The sequence below is a fragment of the Prosthecobacter sp. genome (genome assembly GCF_034366625.1).
Classification (GTDB): Bacteria; Verrucomicrobiota; Verrucomicrobiia; order Verrucomicrobiales; family Verrucomicrobiaceae; genus Prosthecobacter.
The window spans coordinates 53,569-78,220 of record NZ_JAXMIH010000020.1 but is presented as its reverse complement, the minus strand read 5'-3'; the positions used below and the strand labels follow the sequence as shown (position 1 = coordinate 78,220).

The following is a 24,652-nucleotide window of genomic DNA, read 5'->3' as shown; positions in this document are numbered from 1 at the left end:
CAAAATTGGTCACGCCGCCATCGGCGCGTCAAACGGGCAACGCCCAGCCGCGTGACCTCTTGACGCGCTTTGAAGGGAGCGCGGGCACTCCTGCCCGCTGTGTGGAAAGAAGAAGCGGAGAAGAGTCTCCGCGCTCCTCTCCCTACCGCCTCAGCATCACGATCAGCTCATCGATCTTGTTCGCGATCTGCTGCACCTCGCTCTGCGTCGGCGGATCGCTCACCGTCATTCCCAGCGTGGCCACGTTGTTGCTGTTGCTGCTGGTGGTGGCGATGGCGTCGGTAAGTTGCTGGAGAGAAACCTCGCCGGGAGCGCCCGGCAGGCCTTGTTCACCCTGGATTCCCTGCTGACCCTGGCCGCCATCGCTGCCGCTGCTGCCCGTCTCACCCTGCGGGCCGGTGGGGATGCCAAAAATGAAGTGCAGCGTGCCGTCGGCCACCTCGAGGGTCACCTGGGCCGGAGTGCCCGTCGGCAGCGTGTTCGTGCCATCGACGATGGCGGCGTTGATCGTCTGGATGGCATCGATGAGATCCTTGAGGCCGTTGAACTGCCCGCGCATCGGCGCGGACTCGATCAAGGCGTTCGTGGCTGGGTAGGCGGGGTCGTACATGGGAAGAAAAGTGGAAAGGCTGAAAACTGAAAAACTGAGCCGAGCAGCCTGGCGGGCTGCGAGTCAGACAATGCGAAGCATTGGGCGTAGCCCGAGACGAGCGTGAGGCGCGAGCGAGTCAAAAGCTGAAATGAGAAAGCAGAAAGCAGAGCCGAGCGGAGCGAGACAGACGGGAGGGGAAAAAGCTGAAATGAGAAAGCAGAAAGCAGAAATGGAGGCTCTGATTCTGGATTTCAGTTTTCAGCATTTCAGCTTTCAGCTTTTGTTTCGTTCACGGCGCTCTCTCCGTCGCTTCATCGCTCCACGTTCCCGGACCGGCGGAGCCGATGGCGCGGACGCGGAAGGCATAGACCACGCCGGGGGTGAGGCCGGGCACGAGGATTTTGGCGGTGGTACCGGTCTTGAGCGCCGCCCAAGGCGGGTTGCCATCGTGCAGGCGTTGCTGCCACTCGTAGGTGCTCGCTCCGGCCACCGTTTTGCAGCGCAGCTCGATCTCGCCCTCATTGTCCGTGGCGGTGGCCTTCAGATCACCCGGAGCGGGGAGCTGGCCCACGGGCGCACCCGTGCTGCGCAGTGGGAAGCCCGTGCTTGCCAGCGCGGCCAGATCACTCGGCGTCACCGCCTCGCAGTTGTTGGCACGCGCGGTGATCACCGTGTCCCACGCGAGTTCCTTGGCATCCCGTTCCTGGCGTCGCTGATCCAGCACAGTCTGGGCGGCGTCCACCGCCGCATCGGCGGCGGCCAGATCATCCTGCGCCGTCTGCACCTGCGCATCCGTCGGCACGCGGGTGGGGGCAGGGTAGGCCGCGTTGCCGGTCATCGCGGTGATGTGGTTCGCGCCCAGCGAGACTTTCTCCGGCACGGTTCTCTTTTGCAGTTCGAGTTTGAATTTGGTCATGGTTCGATTCCTCGGTTTGGGTTGGATGGGTGGCGTCACCGGCCCGGAGGCGTCAAATCGCAGCCCTTGATCCATGCGGAGCGGCGGGCTGGAGTCGAATCTGAGGGACATGGCGGTGGCGTCATTGCAGCGCCTAGTTCATCACAAAACCCGCCGCGTTTCGCCGCCAGTGATTTAGGCATCCACACTATCCTGCGGACGCCCGTTTTTCCGCCAGTCCTGCTTCACGCGGTCCACCTCCGCATCCAGCTCCACCACAGAAATACCGAGGGCCATGCAGAGCCGGAATTTGGTGGCCTCCCCGATGCCATGCCGCGCATGCTCCACATGCTGCACTTGCGCTCGGGAAACGAAGGCTAGCTCCGCCAATTCTTCCTGGGACAAATGGCAGCCCAGCCGACGCTGCTTGAGGCACCAGCCCAGCACCTCCAGGTGCAGCCGCACTTCATCCTTCATCTCATCACGTGACAAGGCCATTGCTGGGCAGGGTTGGGTTGCAATGAATGCCTAGAAAACTAGGCAGGTGCCTCGGAGGTGTCCAAAGGAATCAGGCTCATGCGGCCATTTTAAAGAAAAATTCAACTCATGGAACCGGCGTTCCTTAGCCACCTTCGGCACTTCATCGGGTTGGACTGCCCGACTGCTTGGCTCATGCCGCAGACCCCACCGACTGCAACTGCGGACAACATGCCCTCATATCGAAGGCACCATGACCCCATGTTGACCCCAACATGCCCCCATATCGTGGGCAACATGACCCCATGTTGACCCCAACATGCCCCCATATCGAGGGCACCATGACCCCATGTTCACCCCAACATGCCCTCATATCATGGGCACTATGACCCCATGTTGACCGCAACATGCCCTCATATCGAGGGCACTATGACCCCATGTTCACCTCAACATGCCCTCATATTGACCTCAAGATGATCTCATATCGAGGGCACGATGAGCTCATTCGGGCCTCGCATGACCTCCTAGCGGGGGCACTCCGACCCCGTAATGGCCTCAGAGTGAGGTTGAAACGTCCCTTTAACTGTTTATATGAACAGTCCATGAAGGCCAGCATCGCCGGAGGCGTCATTCACAGCACCGACTACTTCAGCTCGCGCGACCGGGACGAAGGCCGGGCCTGGCTGGTCATGCATCTCACGGACTGGCATGTGCTGCTCCCGCACGGTTGTCCGCGCCTCCCCACGGCGGCGCATGCGCGGCCCGTCACCGACTGCCACGAGCAGGACGGCTGGCGCTGGCGCTTGGAACTCGGCGATTGGTCCATCCCGCTGCCACGCCGCCAGATCATCGGTCCCCGGCCCTTTTTGCCTGATCCCTACTCCATCACCGAACGCACGCTCACGCTCTACGGCAGCGAACTGAGCCGAAATTCCGGCCAGTCCTTCTTCGGCAGCGTGGAGCCCGGCGTCCAAGTCCACGCCGTCAGCGTGCTCTACCTCGTGCGCGAAACCCGCCACGGCGAAAAGCCCAAAGACCGCCACAGCGCCCTGTCCCGCTACCACGCCAAAATGCGTCAGCGTGAAGGCCACCGGTGAAGATGACGGAATGAGAGAAGAGAGAGAAAGAGATGCCAGCCGTCTAGCCCTCTCTTGACGCAAGCAAAAGAATCGCTTCTCATCAACCATATAGGCTTAGAAACGCGACGCCATGAAACAACGTGCTATCAAAGATATCTGCCAACTCAGTGAACAGGATCTGTTCCGTGAAGTCTCGGCAGGAATGAATCTTGCGATTTTGAACGCTCTCGCGATCGAGATCGACGCGCAAGCTCTATATGCCGCGCAGAGCAACGGCTACGATATTCTCATTGCAGTTGCCCGCGAAGAGGCGGCCAAGGCGCTCATTTTGTTTGATGCTATTCGATGCCCCCGGCAGTCGCCAAACTTTCCACGCCAAGTTCAACGTTTCAACGATCACTTAGCGAAGGGCATTTATGCAGAAATGTGCGAGTGGGAGCCTTCCTCGAAAGCAGACCTTCAAAAATACCTGAAACTGGAGCGCCAACAGTTCTATTCTGACGGTCCGAATGACGTGGACTGGATATTTCCCAATCGCATTCTTCACTCACGGGAACGCAATATGTATGTTGATTACGTTAAATCAGCCGATGAGCATTTTTGGTTAAATCCATTTAAACACAAGCGAGCTTTCAAACACCACACGCCTCGAGTTGTTGAAATTGCCAAATCACTGAAAGCGACCGGATGTACCCACCCCGCATCGCTTGCAGCAATCGCCGCCAAATGGCGGCCCACTTCGATTGATGACGATTATACCCGTCAAAAGCTCCGCGAATTGAACCACAGTACTTTAGCGGAACTTGAGGTTCAGAAGCTCATCGACGAGTCGGACAAATCCGCCATAGACACTATCGTCAACTACCTGCCTTATCCTCTTCACGATGCCGATCTCTCTTTGATCAATGTGGAGATAAATGACCTGGAACGGATACAACAGACCTACTCCGGAGCATGAATGACTTGGAGAAAAATCTAACGAACATGAAAGGGTCAGCATGAAAGGGTCAGGGGTTGATAGTTGACAGAATACTCAGTTTGTCACGAATCGACTCCTGACCCTTTCATGCTATATAGAGGAGCTTCGATTAAATCCGCGCATCTATGAGTTTGAACGTTTCCCGATCTGCATTTAACTGAATCAGAAAACCCATATTTAAAATGAGCACGCCGTTGTATTATTCACCCGAGTTGCTGCGGCAAGCACAATCCGGCGACCCTGAAGCCCAAAAGAACCTGGCTCTGTGTTATGGCGATGGCAACGGAATCGCAAGAGACAATTTGGAGGCGGCAAACTGGTGCCGCAAGGCTGCTGACCAAAATTTCCCCGATGCTCAATTCTTATTGGGACATTTGTATATGGAAGGAATTGGAGTCGGAAAGAATTCAACTGCGGCCGCAAATTGGTTCAGGAAAGCTGCCGTGCGTGGGCATGTGCCTTCGCAAAATATGCTCGGCAAACTTTACGGCGATGGTGACGGCGTCCCGCAGGATGCTAGAGAAGCCGTAAAATGGTTCAAACTCGCCGCAGAAAGTGGGGATGATGCAGCCATGGTCAACTTGGCTTGTAATTACCTTGAGGGTAAAGGCGACGCTGTACCAAAAGATGTAAAAGAAGCGGCGAAGTGGTTTCGAAAAGCGGCGGATCTGGGAAATGTCATCGCACAGGAAGGTATGGCTTATTGCCACAGTCTTGGAATTGGCGTCCCCCAGGATTCGCGTGAATTTCAAAAATATTTTGCTAAAGCCCGGGGTCTTGAGACTTCGCCATCACAAGGACGCGGCTGTTTAATCATGCTTCTTTTTATCCCAGCCATGCTCTTTTGTGCGTCCAAGTTCATCAGTAGTTTGGGATGAGCAAATGTGGAATCGGCGGCGAAGAAGAGAAGAAGATGCCTGGCATTATGCGCTCGTTCTGCGGCGCCTTGAGACTGCCTCGAAACGTGGACAATGATTGACACCCGCGGTATGAAGCGGGTAAAACTGGCCGCATGCTTCGTCTTGCTGCCATCCTTTGCGTTTCCTTCGTCGCATGCCTCCCATGTCTGGCACAAGCCCAGGAGCGCAGGCTGCCCGAACTCGCCGCCAATCTCGACGCACTACTGAACTTCGGGGAAACGGTGTCAGGCTGCAACGCGCTGACAAACTGAGCGTCTCACGCCGCCACCGGCGCGTCAAACCAGCGGTCGTGTTCTTTGATGAGGTCGATGAGGCGTTCGACGGCTTCGCCTTCGGGGATGTTGAACTTCACGGCGGTCTTGCCGACGTAGAGATTGATCTTCTCAGGAGCGCCGCCGACGTAGCCGAAGTCGGCGTCGGCCATTTCGCCGGGGCCGTTGACGATGCAGCCCATGACGGCGATGCGCACGCCTTTGAGATGGCCGGTGGCGGCGCGGATTTTCTGCGTGGTGGTTTGCAGATTGAAGAGCGTGCGGCCGCAGCTCGGGCAGGCGACGTAGTCGGTCTTGAAGATGCGCACGCCGGCGGCTTGCAGGATGTTGTAGCTGATGCGCAGTGCCTGGCCCGGCGCGTCTTCGCCGTTCACGATGACGGCATCGCCGATGCCATCGCACAGCAGCGAGCCGATGTTGGTGGCGGCGACGAGGAGGTTTTCGGTGAAGTCGTCCGGCGTTTCTGCTTTCTGCTTTCCGATTTCCGCTTTGAAGGTGTCCTTGAGCAGAATCGGATGCCGTGGCTGCAATTTGGCCGCGAGCAGACGATACGCGGCGATCACGGGCAGCTTGAGACCGTCTTTGATGGTGACGAGCCTGGCTTCAGCACTGTCATAGAGGCTGGCGATGGCGGCGGCGTCGCGCGGGTCGATTTCGATGACGCCGCTGTCTTCGATGACGATCTCCGGTTTGTAGTCGCCGAGCTTGTCGATCTTGTGGGCGACAGCGTCCCATTTCTTGCGTGTGGTGAAGACAGGGACGGTTTCGTGGCCGCCGGTTTTAACGCCATTGATTGTGAGCACCTGCGATTCGCGGCGCACGTAGTCGAAGGGATCGTAGCTGACCGCTGGCGCGTTTTCGATGCGCTCAAAGTGCGCTGGAAGACCTTCGTTGTAGGGCTTCACGAGCTGCTGGGCGACGGGGATCTCGAAGATGGCATCTTCGGTCAAGGAAACGCGCACGGTGTCGCCGATGCCATCGGCGAGCAGCGAGCCGATGCCGATGGCGCTCTTGATGCGGCCGTCTTCGCCGTCACCGGCCTCCGTGACGCCGAGATGGATGGGGTAATTCCAGTCGGAGCCGAGTTTGTTCAAATGCGCGACGAGCAAACGATAGGCCTCGATCATGACCTTCGGATTGCTGGCCTTCATCGAGAAGAGGAAGTTGTGGTAGCCCTGCGCGCGCGAGATGCGAGCGAACTCGAGGGCGCTCTCCACCATGCCGAGCGGCGTGTCGCCATGGCGGTTCATGATGCGGTCACTGAGCGATCCGTGGTTCGTGCCGATGCGCATGGCGCGGCCGAGGCGGAGGCATTCTTTGACCAGCGGGACGAATTGCTCCTCCATGTAGGCCACCTCGGCGGCGTACTCGTCATCCGTGTATTCTTTGACGGCGAACTTCTTCTTGTCGGCATAGTTGCCGGGATTCACGCGGACTTTTTCCACCCACTTCACGGCTTCCATCGCGGCGTCGGGTTTGAAATGGATGTCGGCGACGAGCGGCACGTCGCAGCCCGCCTTGCGCAGGCCGTCGCGGATGTGCTGGAGGTTTTCGGCGATGACGCGGGTCTGGGCGGTGACGCGGACGATCTCGCAGCCGGCCTCGGCGAGACCGAGCGCTTCCTTCACGCAGGCATCCGCATCACGCGTGTCGCTGGTGAGCATGCTCTGCACCACGACGGGAGCACCGCCGCCGATCTGCACCTTGCCGACCAGGACCGGGCGCGTTTCACGGCGCTGGTAATTGTACAGGTCGGAACAGTAGTGGAGCAGGGGTGAGGACATGGCGGGTCGCTAGAATGCCGGATTGAGGCCAAGGCGCAAACGGGAAGCCTCTGGGCGAGGTGTGGCATGACAAGTTTCTTACAAGTGTCTTGCCGAAGGCGGCCCCAGGTGGTAAAAATCGACTCAATATGGCAAATATCGTCGTTATCGAAGATCACCCGCCCGTGCTCAAGCTCCTTTCTACCTTGTGCCGCTCTCAAGGCCACGAGGTCATGGCTTTTGACAATGGCCGCGCCGGACTGGACGCGATTCGCGAGATGAATCCCGATGTGGTGCTGGTGGATCGCCGCCTGGGCGACATCGACGGCTTGGATGTGATGCGCGATGCGCGGGAAGCCTCGCCTGCGACCCGTTTTGTGATGGTTTCCGCCTGCTCCGAGACTCGTGACATCGTGACGGCCATCCGTCGTGGGGCCTGTGATTATGTGACGAAGCCTTTTCAGGCGGAGGAGATCTACAGCGCCGTGGACCGCGCCCTTACCGAGCCGGCGAACCCGCCGCCGACTTCGCGGCAGAAGCTCATCATCCTGTGCCCGAAGAAGGCGGCGTGATGAATGTTGTTGAGTTCGTGAGCGCCCGTCATGCGGTACGCCCGAAACTTTGACCTTTGAACTTTGCGACCACTGACGCATTGGTGCCCATGGAAAACCTCCGCCGCTTGCTGTTTGCCATCTTCGTGTTTGTCCTGGCCGCGCTGCTGTTTTCGTGGTGGCGCCAGGGCAGCGAGGGCTATGGCCTGATGAATTTGCTGCGCGGGGAAAAGCCCGGGCCGGCGGCCCTCACGCCACCAGACAAGCCGAAGCTCGCGCTCGATGAACTGCCCTTGATGAGCCGGCTGAATGACGAGTTTGCCAAACTTTCCGCCGCCGTGCTGCCGTCCGTGGTCAGCGTGACGACCAAGACGGTGCGTCCAGGACAGATGAGCTGGCATCCCTTTTATGGCCTTGTCGGCGAGCGTGCACAGATCGTGCCAGGCCTCGGTTCCGGGGTGATCGTCAGCAAGGAGGGGCATGTGGTCACGAATTACCACGTCATCGAGGGGGTGGCGGAGGTGCAGATCACCACGAATGACAACAAAAAGTATCCCGTGCTGATCCTGGGGGCCAGCAAGGATCGCGACATCGCCCTGCTGAAAATTGATAGCAACCGCACCGACTTTCCCGCGCTGGGCTTTGCGAACTCCGACGAGGCGCGCGTGGGCCAGATCGTGTTCGCGGTGGGCAATCCCTTCGGTTTGAGCGGCACGGTCACGCAGGGCATCATCAGCGCGCGGGATCGTCATTTGAGCGACAGTCAGTTTGATTATCTGCAAACGGACACCGTCATCAATCCCGGCAACTCCGGTGGTCCGCTGGTGAACATCCGTGGCGAAATCATCGGGATTAACGTGGCGATTTACCGTGGTGATGACACCGTGCGCGCCTGGCAAGGCGTGGGTCTCGCCGTTCCGGCCAACGACGCCAAGATGGTGGTGGACGGCATCCAGGCCAAGATCCGTGAGGGCGCCAAGAACGCGGCAACTGTCAGCAGCACAACAGGCAAGGGCTATCTCGGTCTCGAAGTCAGCAGCGAACCGGTGGAAATCGATCCCGTGTGGGGCACCTCACGCCGAGGAGCGCTGGTGACGGACATCAGTCCAAGATCACCTGCCGCCGAAGCGGGACTGCGACCCGGTGACGTGGTGACGAAGTTTCAAGGCATGGCCTTCCGTTCCCCTGGGGACCTGCTGCAGATCATCCGCACCCAGCCGCCCGGCAGCGAGGTGAAACTCGAGGTCATCCGCAGCAACAAGATGGGTGACATCATTGCGAGACTCGGGACCAGGCCTGACGCTGCGCCGTAAAGATGGCCGGCTGCATCACTCGCGTGGTTTCAAAACCAGCCGCTGTCCGCCATGCGTCGGGATGACGCGCAGTTCGTTGCTATGAAACTGAAGTTCGAGGCTGCCATCACTCCAGGTGTCCAGTAGTGGAACATTCTGCTCTTTCGCGTGCTGAACGAGAGACTCGGGCAGCGTCACCTCGGCATCACGCGCGTCGCTGCCGCAGAGGATGGCGCGCGGGCTGGCCTTGAGCAGAAACTCGGCGGTCATCGCGAGATCCAGCTCATGCTGGCTGCGGATCAACACATCGCAGCGCAGGTCGGCGGCGCTGGCGCACAGCCATTTCTCCGCGTGCCACCCCGCATCACTCAGCCAGAGCACCCGCCAGGGTCCGAGATGAAGCATGAGCACCATCGCACGGTCGTCGCCGCGCGCGTTTTCCACCTGCATCATCGGGTACAGCACCCGCGCCTCGATCTTGAAGGTCTTTTCGTCCGACAGAGTGACTCGCTCATCGACGCGCAGCTTGCGCAACGGCGGCGGATTCGGCTGGTCGGCCAGACGGCGCAAAGTCGTGAGCGAGGAATCCAGCCGACCCGGCTCCTGTGTGCTGCAAAACAGCAGGGGTGCGTCAAACGTCTCGCTCACTTGCTCAATGGCTCCGACGTGATCCGCATCGTTGTGGCTCAAGAACACGCCTTGGATCGAATTCACGCCATGGGAATGCAGATAGGGTCGCAGCACCCGGCGGAAATTCGTTTCATCGCCGGTGTCGAACAGCCAGTGGTTTTTTTCGAGCCGCAGATGATTCGCCGCGCCGCCATGCGGCAGTTCGAGCATGCGCCAGACGGCCGGCGCATGCGTGGGGGTTGTGCTGGGTTGAAAATGAAAACTGGCGCCCGGCAGGCCGGCGAACCATGCCGCGCTGGCGATCATCGCCTTCGCCAGCGCCCAGTTGGCATTGTTGAGGATGATCTGCACGCCGGTGAGATGCAGCGCTGCGGCGCAGAGGCTCAGGCAGGTCGCTCCGAGACAGAAGAACGACAGCGGCACCAGCACGCAGTTTGCGATCACCGCCACCGGCGTCACCGATTGGAAGTGCCCGAGGATGAATGGAATGCTGCCAATCCATGCGGCAGTGGAAACGCTCAGATTAGCCGCAAGCCAGTGCCGAAACTGGCTGGATCCACGCTGCCGCCAGTTCGCCAGTTGCGGCGGTAAAAAGGGATCGAGCCGGGTGAAGTGCATCAAGCGTTCCAGCAGTGGCACGGAGCCGATGACGCTGAGCCACAGTACCACGAACGAAAGCTGGAAGCCCGGCATGAAAAGCTGGTGCGTGTCTGCGGCCAGCAGCAGCAATGCGGCAGCTCCGAGGCTGTTTTGCAGCGACGATTCGCGGTCCACCAACGGCGCTCCCATGAAAATCGCCACCATGAGCGCCGCCCGTGCTGCCGAAGGCCGCCAGCCGGTGATGAACGCATACGCAAACACGATGGCGATCATCATCCATAGTGAGATGCTGCGCCGCAGTCCGAGCTGGCGCAGCAGCGCCAGCGCGATCACCCCAAGCAGGGCCACATGCAGGCCGCTGACAGCAAAGACATGCAGCGTGCCGCTGTTGCGAAACGCATCCTCGATCTCGTCAGCCGCCTCGGCGGAGACACCCAGTGCCATCGCACGAATGACAGCCGAGGTTTCAGGGTCGTCCTCCAGGTCCTGCGTGAGCTTCGTGCCGATCCATTGCCTGCAATGTTCTGCCGTCTCGAGAAACGTGCACCACAGAGTCTCATTGTTGTTGCCGATGCGCCGCATGCCCTCCGCATCGAAGCGTGCCACCCGTCCCATGCGCAGCGCATATTCCTGTGCGTCAAAGGTTCCTGGGTTCGACGAGGCACGCGGCAGGTAGATGCTGCCGTGCAGCTCATACAAACCCGCTCCAGGAAAGCGCACGCCTCTGGGCAGCCTCACCAGCAGCGTGGCGGTTTGTTCGATCACCCGTCCCGCCGCCGGAATCTCGATCTTCTGCGTCGTACAGAGTGCATGGGCGCGTCCGTCCGCCGTGGTGTCGAAATCCGGCAGCAGGCTGCCGCGGATCGTGGCAGGCACCGGTTTGTCCGTGGTTTGCAGGGCCAGGCGCAATGGATGGCGGAAGGTTTCGTCCGTACGTGTCTCGTGAATGAAGGCGAAGACCATCGCGATGCCTGGAATCAGCAGCCACGAGCGCCCGCAAAGCAGCGCTGCACCTAGCAGCACCGTGGTGCAGCCGATGAACCACGGGTCGTTTGCACGCAGCCATCCCAGTTCGGCGATGAGGATGCCGCACACCGCCACAAGGGCCAATGCCATCAGCGGATTTGCCCGTGTCCATGTCTGGAGCTTCGCGAGCATCGTCCGCCGGGTTTGAGATGATCACGCCGTCGCGGTGCCGGAGGATCCCGCCTTCGTGCGCTGCTCCATCAGCAGCTTGTACTGCATCTGCTCGATTTCACTCATCTTATGGTGCGCGTTCGCGCTGTGGCGGGTGTTCGGGAAGTTGCCGATCACCTGCTCCAGCATGTCACGGGCGGTTTCATAATCGTGCCGGTGCGTCAGATGCACATCGGCGATGCGGAACATGATGAAGGCCGCGTCATCCACCGGCCAGTCCTTGCTTTGCAGATGCTCCTCCAGCGCCCTCAACGCCGCCTGCGGATCATGCAGGCGCTCGGCATAGACCTTGGCGATTTCTGCCACGGGGAAGGGATCATCTGGCTTCTCCTCCAGCATCTTTTCATAGTGGCTGATCGCACCGGGATAATCGCCCTGGGAGATGCAGGCCGCCGCCTTGGTCATTTCGTCCTGCTCCACCTTTTCGCCAGAGGAGAACACCGCCTCTCCCATCACATCACCAAACCATGGGATGACAAACTTCACCATCAGCAGGGCGCCCGTGACACCCATCAAAATGACGAAGACCAGCTTCATCCCGTCCCCGGCGTCTTTCACGTAATTCCAGAGCAGCATGACGAGCAGGACGGCCAGCAAGACCAGGCAGAGGCGGATGATAAGTTCGCGGTTCATTTGTAGATATGACAACGACGCTATCAAACCGCCCTCCTTCCGCCAAGCGCGAAGTTCATTCATTCTGCCAAATCTCGCGGGATCAGGTCGTTAAGCCCGCATGGAAATCGCGCACTGCCAGTTTGAACCGTGGGTTGGCGACTTCGACCACAACCTCGCCCGTTTTGAAGAGGGCCTTAAACGTGCCGATGCCGCGGGCGCGAAGATTGTCTCTTTCCCCGAGTGCTTCTTCACCGGCTATCCTGACACCGAGGAGTTCGCACGCAAAGGTGCCTTTGCCTCCGATTCACCGCAAATGAAGCGCATTCTCGACGTCACCGCCCGCCACGCCGCTGTGGCCATCGCCGGTTTCAATGAAATGCGAGGCAGCGACCTCTACAACACCGTCGTCGTCGCCCACCACGGCCAGAAGCTCGGCCTCTACAGCAAATGCGCCGCCTACATGAAGTTTCACCAGCAGGGCCGCGACTTTCCCGTCTGGGAGATCGACGGCCTCAAGTTCGGCGTCCTCATCTGCGCCGACGGCGGCTACATCGAGCCCGCGCGCATCCTCGCGCTTAAAGGCGCGCGCGTCATCTTTGCCCCGCACTTCAACTACATCAGCGACAAGGGCCTCATCTCCCACTTCATGAAAGTCCGCGCCGACCACGCGGCCCGCGCCAACGAAAACAGCGTCTATTTCGTACGCGGCAACAACGTCGTCCTTGATCCCACCAAATCCGGCATCACCCGCAGTCCCGGCATTGGCTACGGCGACAGCTACGTCATGGACCCGCACGGCGAGATCCTCGTCCAAAGCCGCCGCCATCAGGAAGACTTCATCACCGCCGAAATCGACCCCCACCACAAACAAGACACCGCCTGGGGCCTCTCGAAGTCGGCGTGGAGCTTCCGCGAGTTCGCGCCGTTCGTGGCGGAGGCGATGAAATAGGCGGCGGTGTTATGGAATGCTTTGGAGAAGCTCGGGGCACGGTGATCACTTGCCGTTTTGTTTGCGCAGCAGGCCGAGCCAGGTGACGAGATAACAAACGCCGATCCAGAGACCAAGGATTCCCAAGGAGGCCATGGCGGGCTGCAGGTTGTGGTAAATGATTCCCATCGGATAGCGGACATCGCCACGCTGCTCCACGCTCTCCTGGTATTTCTTCACACCGCGAATCATGTCGAAGAGATTGACATGCTCACCGGCATGACCCGGGAAGACGATCAGGTTCTGCCAGGATTTGTTGTGCGGCGAGACCTTGTCATAATCCTCGCTCGTTGTGCCATCGAGTGTTTCCCATTCGATCGTTTCACGTTCGCCGCCTGGAGTCAGAAAGACCGGGTAGCGGGTACGGTTGGACATGCGGGGTGTGGACTGGCCGAGGAGGTGGGCCACATCCATGACGCGCTGGGAGCAGTAGCTGGGTACGAAAGTGCTGGCAGCGCGAACGGAGGGGGACATCTCGGGCCGGGTGACGACAAAGCCGCCGAAAAGAATCTGCGGGATAAGGACGAGCGGCACCCAAAGCACGGCCTGCGTGCTGTTTTGCACGAGGGCAGAGATGGCAAGACCGATGACGATGCCAACCAAGGAGGTGGCGATGAGGGCCAGGAGTTTCAGGCCGACGCTGGAAACGAAGACGCTGGTGAGAGTCATCGGGGTGCTAAGGCCGGTATCGCGTGATTGATCCCCGGCAGGTTCTGTGGCTTCCATGAGATTGTCCGCAATCTCAAAGAAAGCGCCCAGCTTCACGATCAAGGTGACGGCGAAGGAATTCTTCCGCTGGCTTTCTACTGCCATGAGGGTCTCCAGACCTTCGGCATCCGCCGCCGCAGGCTGGACGGCCTGGCCTTCTTCAACGACGGCAAAGCCTTCATCAGCGGCCATAGCTCCAGGTGCGGCCGCAGGCGGTGGGAAGAGACGAGCGGTGATTTTTTCACGAAAGACGTCCTGATCAAGGTCCGGCGGATGAAACATATGGGCCACGAAGAGTGTGACGAAGAAAAGCAGCAGAGCCTGAAGGGTCGTGACAGCACCGAGAAAGACGTACTTGCTCTGCAGGTAGCAGTTCATGCCAAGACCGCAGACGCGCTCACGCCGGTAGATGGGAATCTCGCGGACGATCTGTTGGGCACCGTTGCTGCAGCCGAACCAAAGCGTGGCCACGATGCAAAGGAAGGAGCGCAGAACCGCTTCATCGGCCACCCAGCCCACGAGCACGGCGATGAGCAGCGGCTGGGCGGCGAGGAACACGAGATTAAGCGGATCGGCGCGCAGAATGGCCCACTGGCGGGTCAGCAGCACGATGAGACTGCGCAAGTAGCCGCCACCGCGCTGCACCGCTCCTGCTGAGGTGGACACCTCCGTGACTGGACTGCCAAAGTCGGGCCGGAGGACGTGTCCATGGCGTTGCTTGAATTCCTGCAACCATTCCGCTCCGCTTTTTCCCCCTTCGTCCCGGCTTTTGGCGAAAAGTTGATATATTTTGAGCAGGCTGGTCATCCCAAAGTATTCCAGCGCCATTTCCGAAGCCGAACGCAGCCGGAATTCGGAACTGTTGGTGATGGACCGGCTGTGAGTGTCATCGAGATCGATGGGCGTTTCATCTTTCCTGGCATCCGCATGCTCTGTCTCGACGTCACAGACCACGTGTCCGTCCTGGACGAAGATGAGCTTGTCAAAAAGCTGCGCGTTTTCGAGAACGTGCGTGGTGCAGACCACGGTGCAGGTTTTTGCCAGGCTGTTAAGCAGGCTCATAAGAGAGAATTCGGTGGCCGGGTCGAGACCGGAGGAGGGCTCATCAAGAAACAGCACCGAGGGTCTAGACAGCAGCTCTGTGGCGATACTGACACGTTTGCGCTGGCCGCCGGAGAGCTGGGAGATGCGCTTGGTGCGGTGCTCGGCGAGTCCGAGCCGCCCGATGGTTTCATCCACCAGGCTGTCGATGGCGCGTTGTGGCGTTTCCGGTGGCAGCCGCAGCCGCGCACTGAAATGCAGCGCCTGTTCCACGGTGATCTCCATGTGGACGATGTCATCCTGCGGCACGAAGCCGATGCCTGCGGCGGCCATCTGGCGGGTGTCATTCAAAGGCACGTCGTTGATGTAAACAGACCCGTAGGTGGCAGGGTTGATGCCACAGAGGGCATTGAGCAGGGTGGATTTCCCCTGGCCGCTGCCGCCCACGATGCCGACGAAAGTGCAGCGCTCAATGTCCAGCGTGACATCTTTCAGAATGGTGCGGCCTGATTTCAGCGTGACGGCGATGCCACGGGACTTGACCTGTCCGCCCGTCTGCCGGGGGACACGGCGCAGCGAATGACCGGTGAATTCAAAGGTGTAGCTGCCCACCCGCATGCGGTCACCCACCTGCAGCTTTTTCTGGAGGAAAAATTGATCGTTTAGCGGCGTGCCTGCCTGGCTTTTATCGGTCGCGCTCCAGTCGCCCGGGGCATCTTTTTCCAGTAGCACATGCTCGCGTGAAATGGCTGCATCTGTGGCATCCAGAGACAGTTTGTCAGGATCATCAGCTTCGCCGGAGCTGCGCCCGATGAGCACTCGCGTTAATTTGGCAAGCCGCAGCTCTTCAATAGGCTGCCCACGAAAGACGGGGGCGTCAGGCACACGTTGAAATCGGATGTAAACATCAGGCATCTCAATGATGTCACCGTGCTGAAGATAAGCGGGTGCGCTGACGGATGTTCCATTGATGCGAATGGAGCGCCCGGCGATGGCCGAGGCTGCTGTGAGCACCCAGGTGGCGGAACGCTGGTCCCAGACGAGCCGGGCATGCTCTGGCAGCATGCCGGGACTGCTCAATTCGCAGTCAGGGGAAGATCCCATTTTCAGCGGAGCTGAGCTGAGAGTGTAGTGATCTGCAGGCGAGCCGCCGGCACAGACAGAGATGTGGCCTTTCATGACTGAGGGTGGTGACTATGAGCAGCTTCAGGCCGCGCTTTCTGATCGGGCGAGGCAGATTTGGTTCTGCTGTTGTTTTTTACAAGCAGCAAGAAAATCGCTGGTCAATCAAACTCAATTATGATTTTATTCCTTAACTTCTCAAAAAACTATCACCATGAGCACCCATACTACCCGCTTCACCGTCGCAGTTCTTCTGGCCGCCATGCTGGGCAGTTGTACCAATATCAAGAATGATGGCACACGCACCCGCACGGAAGGCGCTCTGGGCGGTGCCATTCTCGGTGCGCTGGCAGGAGCCGCCATTGGTTCCCTTTCTGGCAATGCGGGTCGCGGTGCTCTCATCGGCCTGGCAGCAGGCACTGCGGGCGGACTTGCCTATGGCAATCATGTGGCCAAGAAAAAAGCGAACTATGCCTCCACCGAACAGTGGCTTGACGCCTGCATCTCCCAGGCGCGTGCGACCAACCAGAAAGCACGCAACTACAACAGCAGTCTGAGTGCCAACATCACGAAGCTGCGTTCTGAAATCGCCAGCGCCAAATCTTCTGGCAACACACGGGTGCTTCAACAGAAGAAGGCCGAGATCATCAAGCTCCAGAATGAATCTACGCGTGAGATGAAGAAGGTGGACAGCGAGATCAAACTCCAGCAGGAAGTTCTGGGAGAATCCTCCAGCTCCGGGCTGAAGCAGGAAGTCATCAGTTTGAAGAGCACCCGGAGTTCGATGTCCAGCAATTACGACCGTCTGGCCAGCCTGAACCGTGAGATTGATGTCTGATCCGGGGTTTCGCTGCGTCGGTCACGCCTTTTCATCCACCTCAATGAAACTCATCATGACACACACCCTGCTTTCCTGCCTGCTTCTTTCCTTCTGTGCGATGACGCTCACCAGTTGTGAGACCACCGGTGATCCGTCTCAAGGCGGACTGTTTGGCTGGTCTCAGTCAAAAGCGGATGTCCGTATCGATCAGCGACGGAGAGAACTGCACCACCTTGAGGGAGATAATTACAGCCAGAAGCAGCGCTCGAACTCTCTGCAATCTGAGCGTACGCGCCTCAGCAACCAGCAATGACGGGCAACGGCCACCGCAACACATGGGTGCTGGCGGTGACGTTGGCGGGTGTTTTGTTCACGACATCCCATGCGCGCGCGCAGGTGGATGATCGGGAGCTAGGAGCTGCGGTGGAGATCCTGCACGAGTGCTCCAGTGTCATCGAAAAGCGCTGCTACTACCCGCTGACTGTCCCCGTGGTGATGACCCGGGCTTTGGCGGAGCTTCACAAAGCTGGTGCCGCACCGGGTGCGGATGCTCCTCCACCACCTGACCTGACTCAAAAAACAGAGGCTGAGGCGGTTCAGGGAGCCCGCGCACATTTGTCTCAGCTCGCAGTGCTGCCAGGACAGCGCCTGACGCCTGCGGAACTGGCGGAGGCAGCGCTGGCTGCCTATTGCCGGACAATTGATCCCTACACGCGTTATGAGACCACCGACGATGCGGCGCGTATAGACAAAGCGCGCGCCACGCCGGGCAGCGGCATCGGCATGAGTCTGAAAGAGCGGGACGGTTCCTATTACTGTTACCCTTTTCCTGACAGCGTTGCTGCTTTGTCCGGCATTCGTCCTGGGGACAAACTGATTTCTGTCGATGGCCGACCAGTGAAAGGAGAGTCTGTGGACTTGCTTGCCACGCGGATCAAAGGGCCGCCTGGAACGCCGGTGAACCTGCGGATCGAAAAAAGTACCGGCCGTGCGCAATTGCTACCCGTCATCCGTGAGGCTGGAACCGCCGCGCCTGCCTTTCTGATCGATCAAGACACAGGCGGGGTCGTGCTACGGGTGCGTCGGTTCGAGCCTGGTATTGGAGCCCAGGTCAGCCAGGCGCTGGCCAGTCAGACGACGACCCGGCTCATGACCGTGGATCTGCGAGGCAACCAAGGTGGTTCTCTCATGGCGGCGGTGGAGCTGGCTTCTTTGTTTCTCGACACAGGCGCGGAGATCGTCACGGTTGTCGAACGTGGCTTTCCGAACCGGACGTTCCTGGCCGAAAAACCCGCGCTGATCAAACCGGCCCAGATATCGATCCTCCAGGATGAGGGAACGGCAAGCGCATCCGAAATCTTCATCGCAGCACTGGTGATGAACATTCCTCAACGGGCTGCCAGCCAAGGTAGCAAAACTTATGGCAAAGGTGTGTTGCAGCTCGTCGTTTCTCAAAAAAACGAAGGGCAGGAACAAGGGACCGACATTGTCACGCTCAAAGGCGGCGGAGTCCTCACGTTGACCACGGGCATGATGTTTGCGAAGGGGGGGATCTCTTGGAATGAGACCGGACTGCAACCCTCCACCACCACTCCCGGCGGCAAGATTTTCACTGAGAATGCAGTCTCCATCACCAACACGGCCATGCGTCCAAAGCCGGTGGTGAAGCTGGTTGATTGAACGGAAAGGAGGTCAGGGGGTGGAAGTTTCGACTTCTTTGCCGTTGCCCTCGAAGGTGTTTCCTTCCAGGACGGGAACCGCACCGGCATAGATGAAGATGCCGCTCTGCGTGTTAAGCGCGCAGTGGTTGCGCAGCAGCTTGGGCCGGAAACCCTCGCCTTGGACTGAGATGCCATGCTGTCCGCCGCGCAGGCACTTGTTGGCCTCAAACAGAACTTCCTGTCCCGCCACACCGATGATCATGATACCACGATACGGATTGCTCGTGACAATGCAGTTCCGCACACTGCTGCCGGTGGCACATTCCATGAGTTGCATGCCGGATTTGGCATTGCCCTCGACTTCAGCGCCGTCCACCACCACCACCGGTCCTGCTTCCGCTACGAGACCTCCGCCCCCCTGGCCGCTTTCGGTGCCTTTGCTGGCACCGCCAGTGAATACAAAACCATTGCGGCTGAGGCTGCCGCCGGTGACCTCAGCCCGAGTCTCCGCATCCGCCACATAGAGGCCGTTGAGCACGTTTTCACGGGCAGCCAGAGTTTCGGCTTTGAGCAGCGCTCCCTGTTGGACGCTGACCCCGCAGCTTTGATTGCGCATGGCCTCCAGACCGGTCACCTCCGCTTTGGTGGCGCGACCGGCCAGAGTCAGTCCATCGGTCCCATTGCTGATGGATTTGCAGCCCTTCATGGTCACCTTGGCCCCACGGGCGATGTAGAAGCCTGAACCTTGATTTTTTTGCGCTGTGCATCCCTGGAAGGTGACGTTGCTGCTGCCCTCCACACGCACGCCGTCGCCAAGGCCGCTTTCAAACACGCAATCCTCAAATGTCACGTTGCTGGAAAGAATGCTGGCCACCGCTGCGGTGCCGCCCCCCTCCTCCCCATGCGCAAAGACCAGGCCCTTGATCTTGATGAGAGTTTTCAGTTTTTCCGCCTCCAGCGCACTCCCCTCTGTACCGTTCACGCTGATAAGGACGTCCTCTCCACCAGGCCCGGCAGCCTCCAAAGACACTCCATCAAGCAAACTCACCCGCTCTTCATACCTGCCGGGTTTGATACGGATCGTATCCCCGGCTTTGGCGGCGGCCAGAGCAAGTTTGATGGTGGCATAGCCATCTGGCACCAACAGGCCCAAGGCAGGCTTGGCAGGGGGCATGCCGGGTTTGTCTGACGGCTCCGGTGTTTTGTCTTGGTCCACAGCGTGTTTGTCATCCACAACTGCCGTTTTATTGGAGTCTGACCGACTGATTTTTTTACCGGGCCACATGAAAACAACTGCCCCAACGAGCCCCAGCGCTGCTACGGCCAGCAGCCATGTAGGGGGGCGTTTCCGAGTCTGCGGGCCACTCATAGCCTGCGGCTTTGTCGTTTCAGCGCTCCGTTGTGCCGATGGCTGCCCCATCGTCAGTGGTGACAGCGCACTGTTGGCACGAACCGTGACTGCCTTGCCTGCGGCTGAAATCGCGGTCGCAGACATGCCGGTGTCTGCAACCAGCGCCTGCTGATTTGTTACCGCAGGCTCGCCAAAGGCAGATGGGGAGAGTGAAGGGGCATGCAAGCCGCCGCCGAGTCCCAGCAGCGTGCGCACATCTTCCACCGTGGCAGGCCTGAGTTCAGGTTGTTTCTCCAGGCAACGCAGGATCACATCCTCCCATTCGGAAGGGAATGTCTCAGTGTTTGTCAGACCGAACTCAATTCGTCGTTCGCAAATGGCGGGAGGGATTTCTTCCCGGATCTGGCGGCTGAAATCACCACTGTGAAAGGGTGGCTTCCCTGTAAAAAGCTCATAGAGGGTGCTGCCCAGCGAATAGATGTCATCCGAAATGCTGGCCGACCTGCCTGCCGCTTGTTGCGGGCTCATGTAGGCAAGCGTGCCCGTCGAATTGCCAGCGATGGTTACACGGGCCATCGAATCTTGGATGCTGCGGGCAATGCCGAAGTCCATGATCTTCAAATCGCCTTGGGAATTAATGATGAGATTCGGCGGCTTCAAATCACGATGAACGATTTTCGCGCTGCGGTGCGCGTAGGAAAGCCCGTCCAGCATCTGCACCACCCAGCGCACGACCTGGCGCGGCTCGAAAACTTTGTTCGGCTGGCGCACGCGCAGTCTGGCCAGCGTGTCACCATCCACATACTCCATACAGATCGCTGCATGCTGCTCATCGAGGAAAAAGTCGAAAATTTTGACAATGCTCGGATGCGCCAGATCCTGCCCGCGCCGTGTCTCCCCTTTCAGTTCCTCTATGGCCGCGTCGTCAGAGCGCAGCGTGTCGGGGGCGAACTTGAGTGCCACTTCGCGGGTTAGCAGCGTGTCTTCAGCCAGCCAGACCACCCCCATGCCGCCACGGCCGAGCACGCGCTTCAACGCAAAACGGCCAAAGGCAAGATCACCCGACTGGTGCCCGCGCATGGTCGCTCCGAACTCGATGTCATCTAGGTTGGCGGAGGAGTTGTCACTCATGGTTCAAGGGATGACTTCAGGGTGCTGCTAGAAGCATGAAAAAAACTTCAGTCAGGAACCAATCTCGTTCAAGTCTCAAGTCCTGCCCATCTTGGCGAAACGAAACAGGCCGCCTTGCAGGCGGCCTGTTTGGATTGCGAGGACGCCGGGCATCCGCAGCATTTGATTATCTGCTGTATGTGGAAGGCTTGGTGATCGCCTGGAAATTGTCCGGCGAGGTGGAACTGGTGCTCGGTTTGGAGCTGGCAACCTTTCTGGTGGGTGCCGGCGTTGGTTTTGGGACAACGTAGGTGTGATAGGTGCAGTTCGAGAGCAGGATGGCAACAGTGGCGGCGGCAAGGGTGAGCTTGGTTTTCATAGGATGATGTGGAGCAGGTTGATTCAGGGAATGCGCATAGAGACAGGGTGACTTAATCTTTCTTCACGGGAGGGGGGGACGCAGGAACGGGCGAGATGGTGGCGGCCTCGTCTTTCGGTGCGTTCGTATTGCCAGATCCGTCAAGGATTCCTTCCTTGGCCACGCCTCGGCGGCCGACCAGCACGGTGTAGGATGCCAGACCATTGGCGCGGGCCATGTGGAGATAGACTACGGCGGTACCATTGTAGGATGAGCGGAACTGAACGCCTGCCAGTTTTGAGGAGCGCCGGTCATCCAAGATCAACTGGCCTACTTCGTCGTACACATAAATGTCCACATCTCGCGCAGCATCATCAGTGCCGACAAGAAAGACGTAATCCAAGCCGCGGACGACCGGGATGAGGAATCGCACCGCATTCCCCGTGGTGAGCATGCCCGAATAATCGGCCGGCGCCATTTGGAATGTTTTATGAATGTATGGATCCGCCATGCGGAAGGCCACATCCTCCGCCTGGGCGGGATCAGCGTGCAACGTACGAAGGGGGAGCGCTAAAATACCAAAAACAACAGGGATGATGTAGGGAAGCTTCATAACAGCGGCAGAATACGCAATTGAACCGGTGAACTGCAATAAAAAAATGTCCGCGCCAATCACAAAACAAATTCTTCCGAGAGTTCCCGGGACAAATCATTCACGCGCTGAACCTTCTCTTTAGAAATGGAACCGTTCAGGGGAATGTTGACGATGGCATACAGTTCGTTGAGGGCGGCGGTGAGTTTGGCCACTCGCGGGCTGGCTTTTGTGGCTTCGGGCAGCGCCTTCATCTCCTCGATCATGGCTTTGACCAGCAACGGCTCGCGCAAGAAATTGGAAAGTGCCGGCGTGTAGCGTTCATTGATCACATGCACCGCGTAATGCACGCCCTGCAGCCAGCCTGCCGCGATGATGAGTGTGCGGCGCTTCTCATTCCCTTTTTGGTTGAGTGATTGCATGATGTCGACCTGCAGGCAGCCCATCTCCCAGAAAACAAGAGTCCATTGCCCCTTGTTGGCCAGGGCGCGTGTTTTCTTGGCGCGTTCCAGCTCATTTTCACCAACCTTGAGTTTCCTGGCCAGAGCCTCGATGTCACTCGCGCACTCGTTGAGGGCATTCGCGTCACGTGCCTTCACGGCCATGATGCCGTCGGCGATGCGGATGCCTAGAGCGAGGCAGATGTTCGGCTCCGCTTTCAAGTCCGACATATTGGCGTTGTGTGCAATGTCCTTGTAAATGCCGCCCCAGTTAACCGCCTTGCCACTGATGGCGGAATCAAGCCCAAGCAGCTTGTCCATCGGGCTTGGCAGTCCAAGTTCTGAATTCTGGGCCTGGGAAAGATCGAAGGGCGCCTTTTGGTCCTGGGCAAATGTGAAGGGTGCGGCGAGGGCAAGGGCGAGCAGCAGGTAGAATCTTTTCATGACAAAAATCAGGTTCTGTTTTAGTTTCAAGCAGGTGGAATTGACAGCAATGCCTATCAATAAAGTTAACGCCCTCCACGTCATTCAGGTCAAGCCTGTTTCTCATCATGAAAGCAAAAACATCTTCATCTCGCGAAAGTCTTTTGTGGCGGATGTCCGGTCTCGCCATGTGTGCCTTGGTGTTTGCTGGTTGCTCCGAGAATGAGAGTCAGGTTCAGGAACTGCGGCAGCTTCGTGAGAAGCTGGCGGCGGCGGAGAAAAAAACGGCCGAGGCCTTGGAGGCCGCACAACAAGCTGCCGCCACACAGGCGGTGCCTGCCACGTCCGGTGCGCAGGAATCGGCGGATTCCGTCCAGAAACTTGCGCTCGCGGAAACTCGGATTGCATCGCTGGAAAAAGAGCTTCTTGAAGCGCGCAACACTGTGCCGCCTGCCGCCAGGGGCAATGCGGAGAGTTTCAGGGAGTTCGTCAAATCGATGGAACGTGATCTGCTAGCCAAGACGGGTGAACTGCAGCAATCCGTCGAACAGGCTGTTCCTGCTGCAAACATCCAGGAGACCACGGTGAAACGCCTCCGCCTGCCGGAGCAGATCGCGTCCGCTCTCAGCTCCGCGATTGTTTTTAGCGTGCCAGATTCGGCGGGAGGCACGCGGCGCCTGGAGTTTCCAGTGCAGGCCGGGCTGGACGGTCAGTGGCGCTTGCCTGGCGTGGCTGATGTGCGGCAGCATATCACCGCCTCTGCGGCTCCTGCTGCCGCAAGCGATCCCGCTCAGGCGCAACCGGCTCGTGCACCGGCGGCTCCAGTTGCAGCCGCTGATCCGCACACACCCGTTTCGCTTCCAAGCCCGGCAACTGCCAGCGCGCAGCCACTAGGAGGTTCTAATTTCCAGCAGGGGGGGCCTCCCACTGTTGTCATTAACTGGGGTGCCTCACCGGGACAGGTGCCTCCGCTCAAAGCACAGCCTCCGACCCCAGCGGCGATCCAGCCGCCACCGGTGGCGACAACAGCAAAACCGCCGCCTGTCGCTGCTCCGACGGTGCCAAAACCGATCATGCCCGTGCAGCAGTCAGTGCAAATTCGCTTTGAATAGCGGGGCATCACCGTCAAGTCTGCTTCTCATCATGAAAACCATCACATCTTCATCCGGCGGAAACCCTGTGGGGGTAATGTTCGCCCTCGGACTTTGTGCTCTGGTCTTGTCCGGCTGCACGGAAAACGAGACCCAGGTGCTGGAGCTAAGGCAGCTTCGCGAAAAACTGGCGGCTGTGGAAAAGAGGGCTGCGGCAGCCGCTCAACAACCTGCACGGCCATCAGCAACGGGCATCCCGCAGGAGTTGGTGGATTCAGCACAAAAACTAGTGATGGCGGAAGCACGAATTGCTTTGCTGGAGAAGGAGCTTCAGGAGGCGCGTGATGCTCCGTTGGGTGCGGAACGTGTCAGTGTGGTCAATGTCAGGGATTTTGTCGAGGCCATGAAAAATGACCTTGCCAAAAAGGTGGGTGAGTTGTGCCGGTCCGTCGAGCTGGCTGTTCCGGCGGAGACGATTAAGGTCATCGAGCTGACCTCACTTCCCCCGTTGGAAAAAATCGTCGGAGCCTACGAATCAAAGATCACCTTCCAAGTGGTCTCGTCAGGCCAGACCCGGCATTTTGTCTTCCGGGTGCAGCCCGGACTGGATGGGCAATGGCATCTGCCGGAGGTGGCGGTCGTGAAACAGCAGATCATGGACTTCATCAAGTGGAGTGGAGACCAAAATTTTTCAGCCGGGCAGCACAACATGCACAAGCCCTCCCCGCTGCCCTTGCCGCCGCAAGACACGCCTCCGAAGCAAAAAGAGAAGGCGCACGGCAGCATTATCATTCGCTGGGCCGCAGAGGCAGTCATGCCGCAACCGCAAGGTGTTGATATAGCTGGCAAAGCAACCATCCCGCCTGCGAAGCCGCCGGAGGCAAAATCGCTGCCGCAGGATGTTGCCAGGCCGGGTGTTCCCAAGTTGATCATGCCTGTGCAGCAGGATGTGCAGGTTCGTTTTGAGCAGAAATGAGCAGGAAGGCGCACCAGACACATGTCCAGCACTTCGAGTCTCGATCGGGAACTCCTTGAACGGTTTAATTGGGAGATACGGCTGCAGGCACCCTCTGGCCGCCAGCGCC

General features: G+C 59.0%; 23 protein-coding genes. 12 read left to right on the top strand and 11 right to left on the bottom strand.

Translation table 11 applies throughout. The annotated features are described in order from the left end of the window. Positions 1–142 precede the first annotated feature (142 nt). The 3 genes from U1A53_RS20300 to U1A53_RS20290 form a co-directional block, all read right to left on the bottom strand. Positions 143–610 carry a hypothetical protein gene (locus U1A53_RS20300; protein WP_322283687.1) on the bottom strand — a complete coding sequence of 156 codons (468 nt, stop codon included), beginning with the start codon at positions 608–610 and terminating at the stop codon, positions 143–145. Between the two features lie 271 nt (positions 611–881). After that, positions 882–1,619 carry a fibronectin type III domain-containing protein gene (locus tag U1A53_RS20295; RefSeq protein WP_322283686.1) on the bottom strand — a complete coding sequence of 246 codons (738 nt, stop codon included), beginning with the start codon at positions 1,617–1,619 and terminating at the stop codon, positions 882–884. A gap of 63 nt (positions 1,620–1,682) precedes the next feature. Then, a complete protein-coding gene (locus U1A53_RS20290; protein WP_322283685.1) occupies positions 1,683–1,985 on the bottom strand; it encodes a helix-turn-helix transcriptional regulator in 303 nt (100 codons plus the stop codon). Between the two features lie 581 nt (positions 1,986–2,566). Here U1A53_RS20290 and U1A53_RS20285 point away from each other — a divergent pair. The 4 genes from U1A53_RS20285 to U1A53_RS20270 all read left to right on the top strand — a co-directional run bounded on the left by U1A53_RS20285 (position 2,567) and on the right by U1A53_RS20270 (position 5,193). After that, positions 2,567–3,061 (top strand): hypothetical protein, encoded by a 495-nt coding sequence (locus U1A53_RS20285; RefSeq protein WP_322283684.1) that lies wholly within the window; start codon positions 2,567–2,569, stop codon positions 3,059–3,061. Between the two features lie 112 nt (positions 3,062–3,173). Further along, a complete protein-coding gene (locus U1A53_RS20280; RefSeq protein ID WP_322283683.1) occupies positions 3,174–4,001 on the top strand; it encodes an AbiV family abortive infection protein in 828 nt (275 codons plus the stop codon). Between the two features lie 203 nt (positions 4,002–4,204). Beyond that, entirely contained in the window at positions 4,205–4,900 is a 696-nt protein-coding gene (locus tag U1A53_RS20275; RefSeq protein WP_322283682.1) for a tetratricopeptide repeat protein, read from the top strand. Positions 4,901–5,034: 134 nt separating this feature from the next. Beyond that, positions 5,035–5,193 carry a hypothetical protein gene (locus tag U1A53_RS20270; protein ID WP_322283681.1) on the top strand — a complete coding sequence of 53 codons (159 nt, stop codon included), beginning with the start codon at positions 5,035–5,037 and terminating at the stop codon, positions 5,191–5,193. A 5-nt stretch (positions 5,194–5,198) separates the two neighbouring features. On the opposite strand, the gene ispG is transcribed toward U1A53_RS20270, so the two are convergent. Next, positions 5,199–6,998, bottom strand: a complete 1,800-nt coding sequence (ispG, locus tag U1A53_RS20265; protein WP_322283680.1) for a (E)-4-hydroxy-3-methylbut-2-enyl-diphosphate synthase — start codon at positions 6,996–6,998, stop codon at positions 5,199–5,201. 128 nt (positions 6,999–7,126) lie between these two features. Between ispG and U1A53_RS20260 the strand changes: the two genes are divergently transcribed. After that, positions 7,127–7,549 (top strand): response regulator, encoded by a 423-nt coding sequence (locus U1A53_RS20260; protein ID WP_322283679.1) that lies wholly within the window; start codon positions 7,127–7,129, stop codon positions 7,547–7,549. Between the two features lie 89 nt (positions 7,550–7,638). After that, positions 7,639–8,841 carry a trypsin-like peptidase domain-containing protein gene (locus tag U1A53_RS20255; protein ID WP_322283678.1) on the top strand — a complete coding sequence of 401 codons (1,203 nt, stop codon included), beginning with the start codon at positions 7,639–7,641 and terminating at the stop codon, positions 8,839–8,841. Positions 8,842–8,856: 15 nt separating this feature from the next. Here the strand turns inward: U1A53_RS20255 and U1A53_RS20250 are convergent, their stop codons facing one another. Together U1A53_RS20250 and U1A53_RS20245 are read right to left on the bottom strand one after the other, a co-directional pair. Next, entirely contained in the window at positions 8,857–11,208 is a 2,352-nt protein-coding gene (locus U1A53_RS20250) for a ComEC/Rec2 family competence protein (RefSeq protein ID WP_322283677.1), read from the bottom strand. A 21-nt stretch (positions 11,209–11,229) separates the two neighbouring features. Beyond that, positions 11,230–11,880 (bottom strand): hypothetical protein, encoded by a 651-nt coding sequence (locus tag U1A53_RS20245; protein ID WP_322283676.1) that lies wholly within the window; start codon positions 11,878–11,880, stop codon positions 11,230–11,232. A 100-nt stretch (positions 11,881–11,980) separates the two neighbouring features. Between U1A53_RS20245 and U1A53_RS20240 the strand changes: the two genes are divergently transcribed. Then, the gene (locus U1A53_RS20240) at positions 11,981–12,811 is read left to right on the top strand and encodes a carbon-nitrogen hydrolase family protein (protein ID WP_322283675.1); all 831 of its coding nucleotides are present in this window, start codon (positions 11,981–11,983) and stop codon (positions 12,809–12,811) included. A 45-nt stretch (positions 12,812–12,856) separates the two neighbouring features. Here the strand turns inward: U1A53_RS20240 and U1A53_RS20235 are convergent, their stop codons facing one another. Further along, on the bottom strand, positions 12,857–15,778 hold the full coding sequence (locus U1A53_RS20235) for an ATP-binding cassette domain-containing protein (RefSeq protein ID WP_322283674.1): 2,922 nt from the start codon (positions 15,776–15,778) through the stop codon (positions 12,857–12,859). A 157-nt stretch (positions 15,779–15,935) separates the two neighbouring features. Between U1A53_RS20235 and U1A53_RS20230 the strand changes: the two genes are divergently transcribed. The 3 genes from U1A53_RS20230 to U1A53_RS20220 are packed head-to-tail and all read left to right on the top strand — an operon-like array spanning position 15,936 to position 18,221. Then, positions 15,936–16,559, top strand: coding sequence for a glycine zipper domain-containing protein (locus U1A53_RS20230; RefSeq protein ID WP_322283673.1), 624 nt, complete (start codon positions 15,936–15,938; stop codon positions 16,557–16,559). Between the two features lie 43 nt (positions 16,560–16,602). Beyond that, a complete protein-coding gene (locus U1A53_RS20225) occupies positions 16,603–16,854 on the top strand; it encodes a hypothetical protein (protein ID WP_322283672.1) in 252 nt (83 codons plus the stop codon). Beyond that, positions 16,851–18,221 carry a S41 family peptidase gene (locus U1A53_RS20220; RefSeq protein WP_322283671.1) on the top strand — a complete coding sequence of 457 codons (1,371 nt, stop codon included), beginning with the start codon at positions 16,851–16,853 and terminating at the stop codon, positions 18,219–18,221. Before U1A53_RS20225 ends, U1A53_RS20220 begins: the two co-directional genes overlap by 4 nt. Positions 18,222–18,233: 12 nt before the next feature. On the opposite strand, the gene U1A53_RS20215 is transcribed toward U1A53_RS20220, so the two are convergent. The 4 genes from U1A53_RS20215 to U1A53_RS20200 form a co-directional block, all read right to left on the bottom strand. Beyond that, positions 18,234–20,684 (bottom strand): right-handed parallel beta-helix repeat-containing protein, encoded by a 2,451-nt coding sequence (locus U1A53_RS20215; protein ID WP_322283670.1) that lies wholly within the window; start codon positions 20,682–20,684, stop codon positions 18,234–18,236. A gap of 166 nt (positions 20,685–20,850) precedes the next feature. Continuing rightward, positions 20,851–21,042: a hypothetical protein gene (locus U1A53_RS20210; protein ID WP_322283669.1), complete on the bottom strand. Its 192-nt coding sequence runs from the start codon at positions 21,040–21,042 to the stop codon at positions 20,851–20,853. 52 nt (positions 21,043–21,094) lie between these two features. Further along, the gene (locus U1A53_RS20205) at positions 21,095–21,634 is read right to left on the bottom strand and encodes a hypothetical protein (RefSeq protein WP_322283668.1); all 540 of its coding nucleotides are present in this window, start codon (positions 21,632–21,634) and stop codon (positions 21,095–21,097) included. Between the two features lie 59 nt (positions 21,635–21,693). Beyond that, on the bottom strand, positions 21,694–22,527 hold the full coding sequence (locus U1A53_RS20200; RefSeq protein WP_322283667.1) for a hypothetical protein: 834 nt from the start codon (positions 22,525–22,527) through the stop codon (positions 21,694–21,696). Positions 22,528–22,649: 122 nt separating this feature from the next. On the opposite strand from U1A53_RS20200, the gene U1A53_RS20195 reads away from it, so the two are divergent. Both U1A53_RS20195 and U1A53_RS20190 read left to right on the top strand, forming a co-directional pair. Then, positions 22,650–23,588: a hypothetical protein gene (locus U1A53_RS20195; RefSeq protein ID WP_322283666.1), complete on the top strand. Its 939-nt coding sequence runs from the start codon at positions 22,650–22,652 to the stop codon at positions 23,586–23,588. Between the two features lie 31 nt (positions 23,589–23,619). After that, positions 23,620–24,543 (top strand): hypothetical protein, encoded by a 924-nt coding sequence (locus U1A53_RS20190; RefSeq protein WP_322283665.1) that lies wholly within the window; start codon positions 23,620–23,622, stop codon positions 24,541–24,543. The last annotated feature ends 109 nt before the right edge of the window (positions 24,544–24,652 follow it).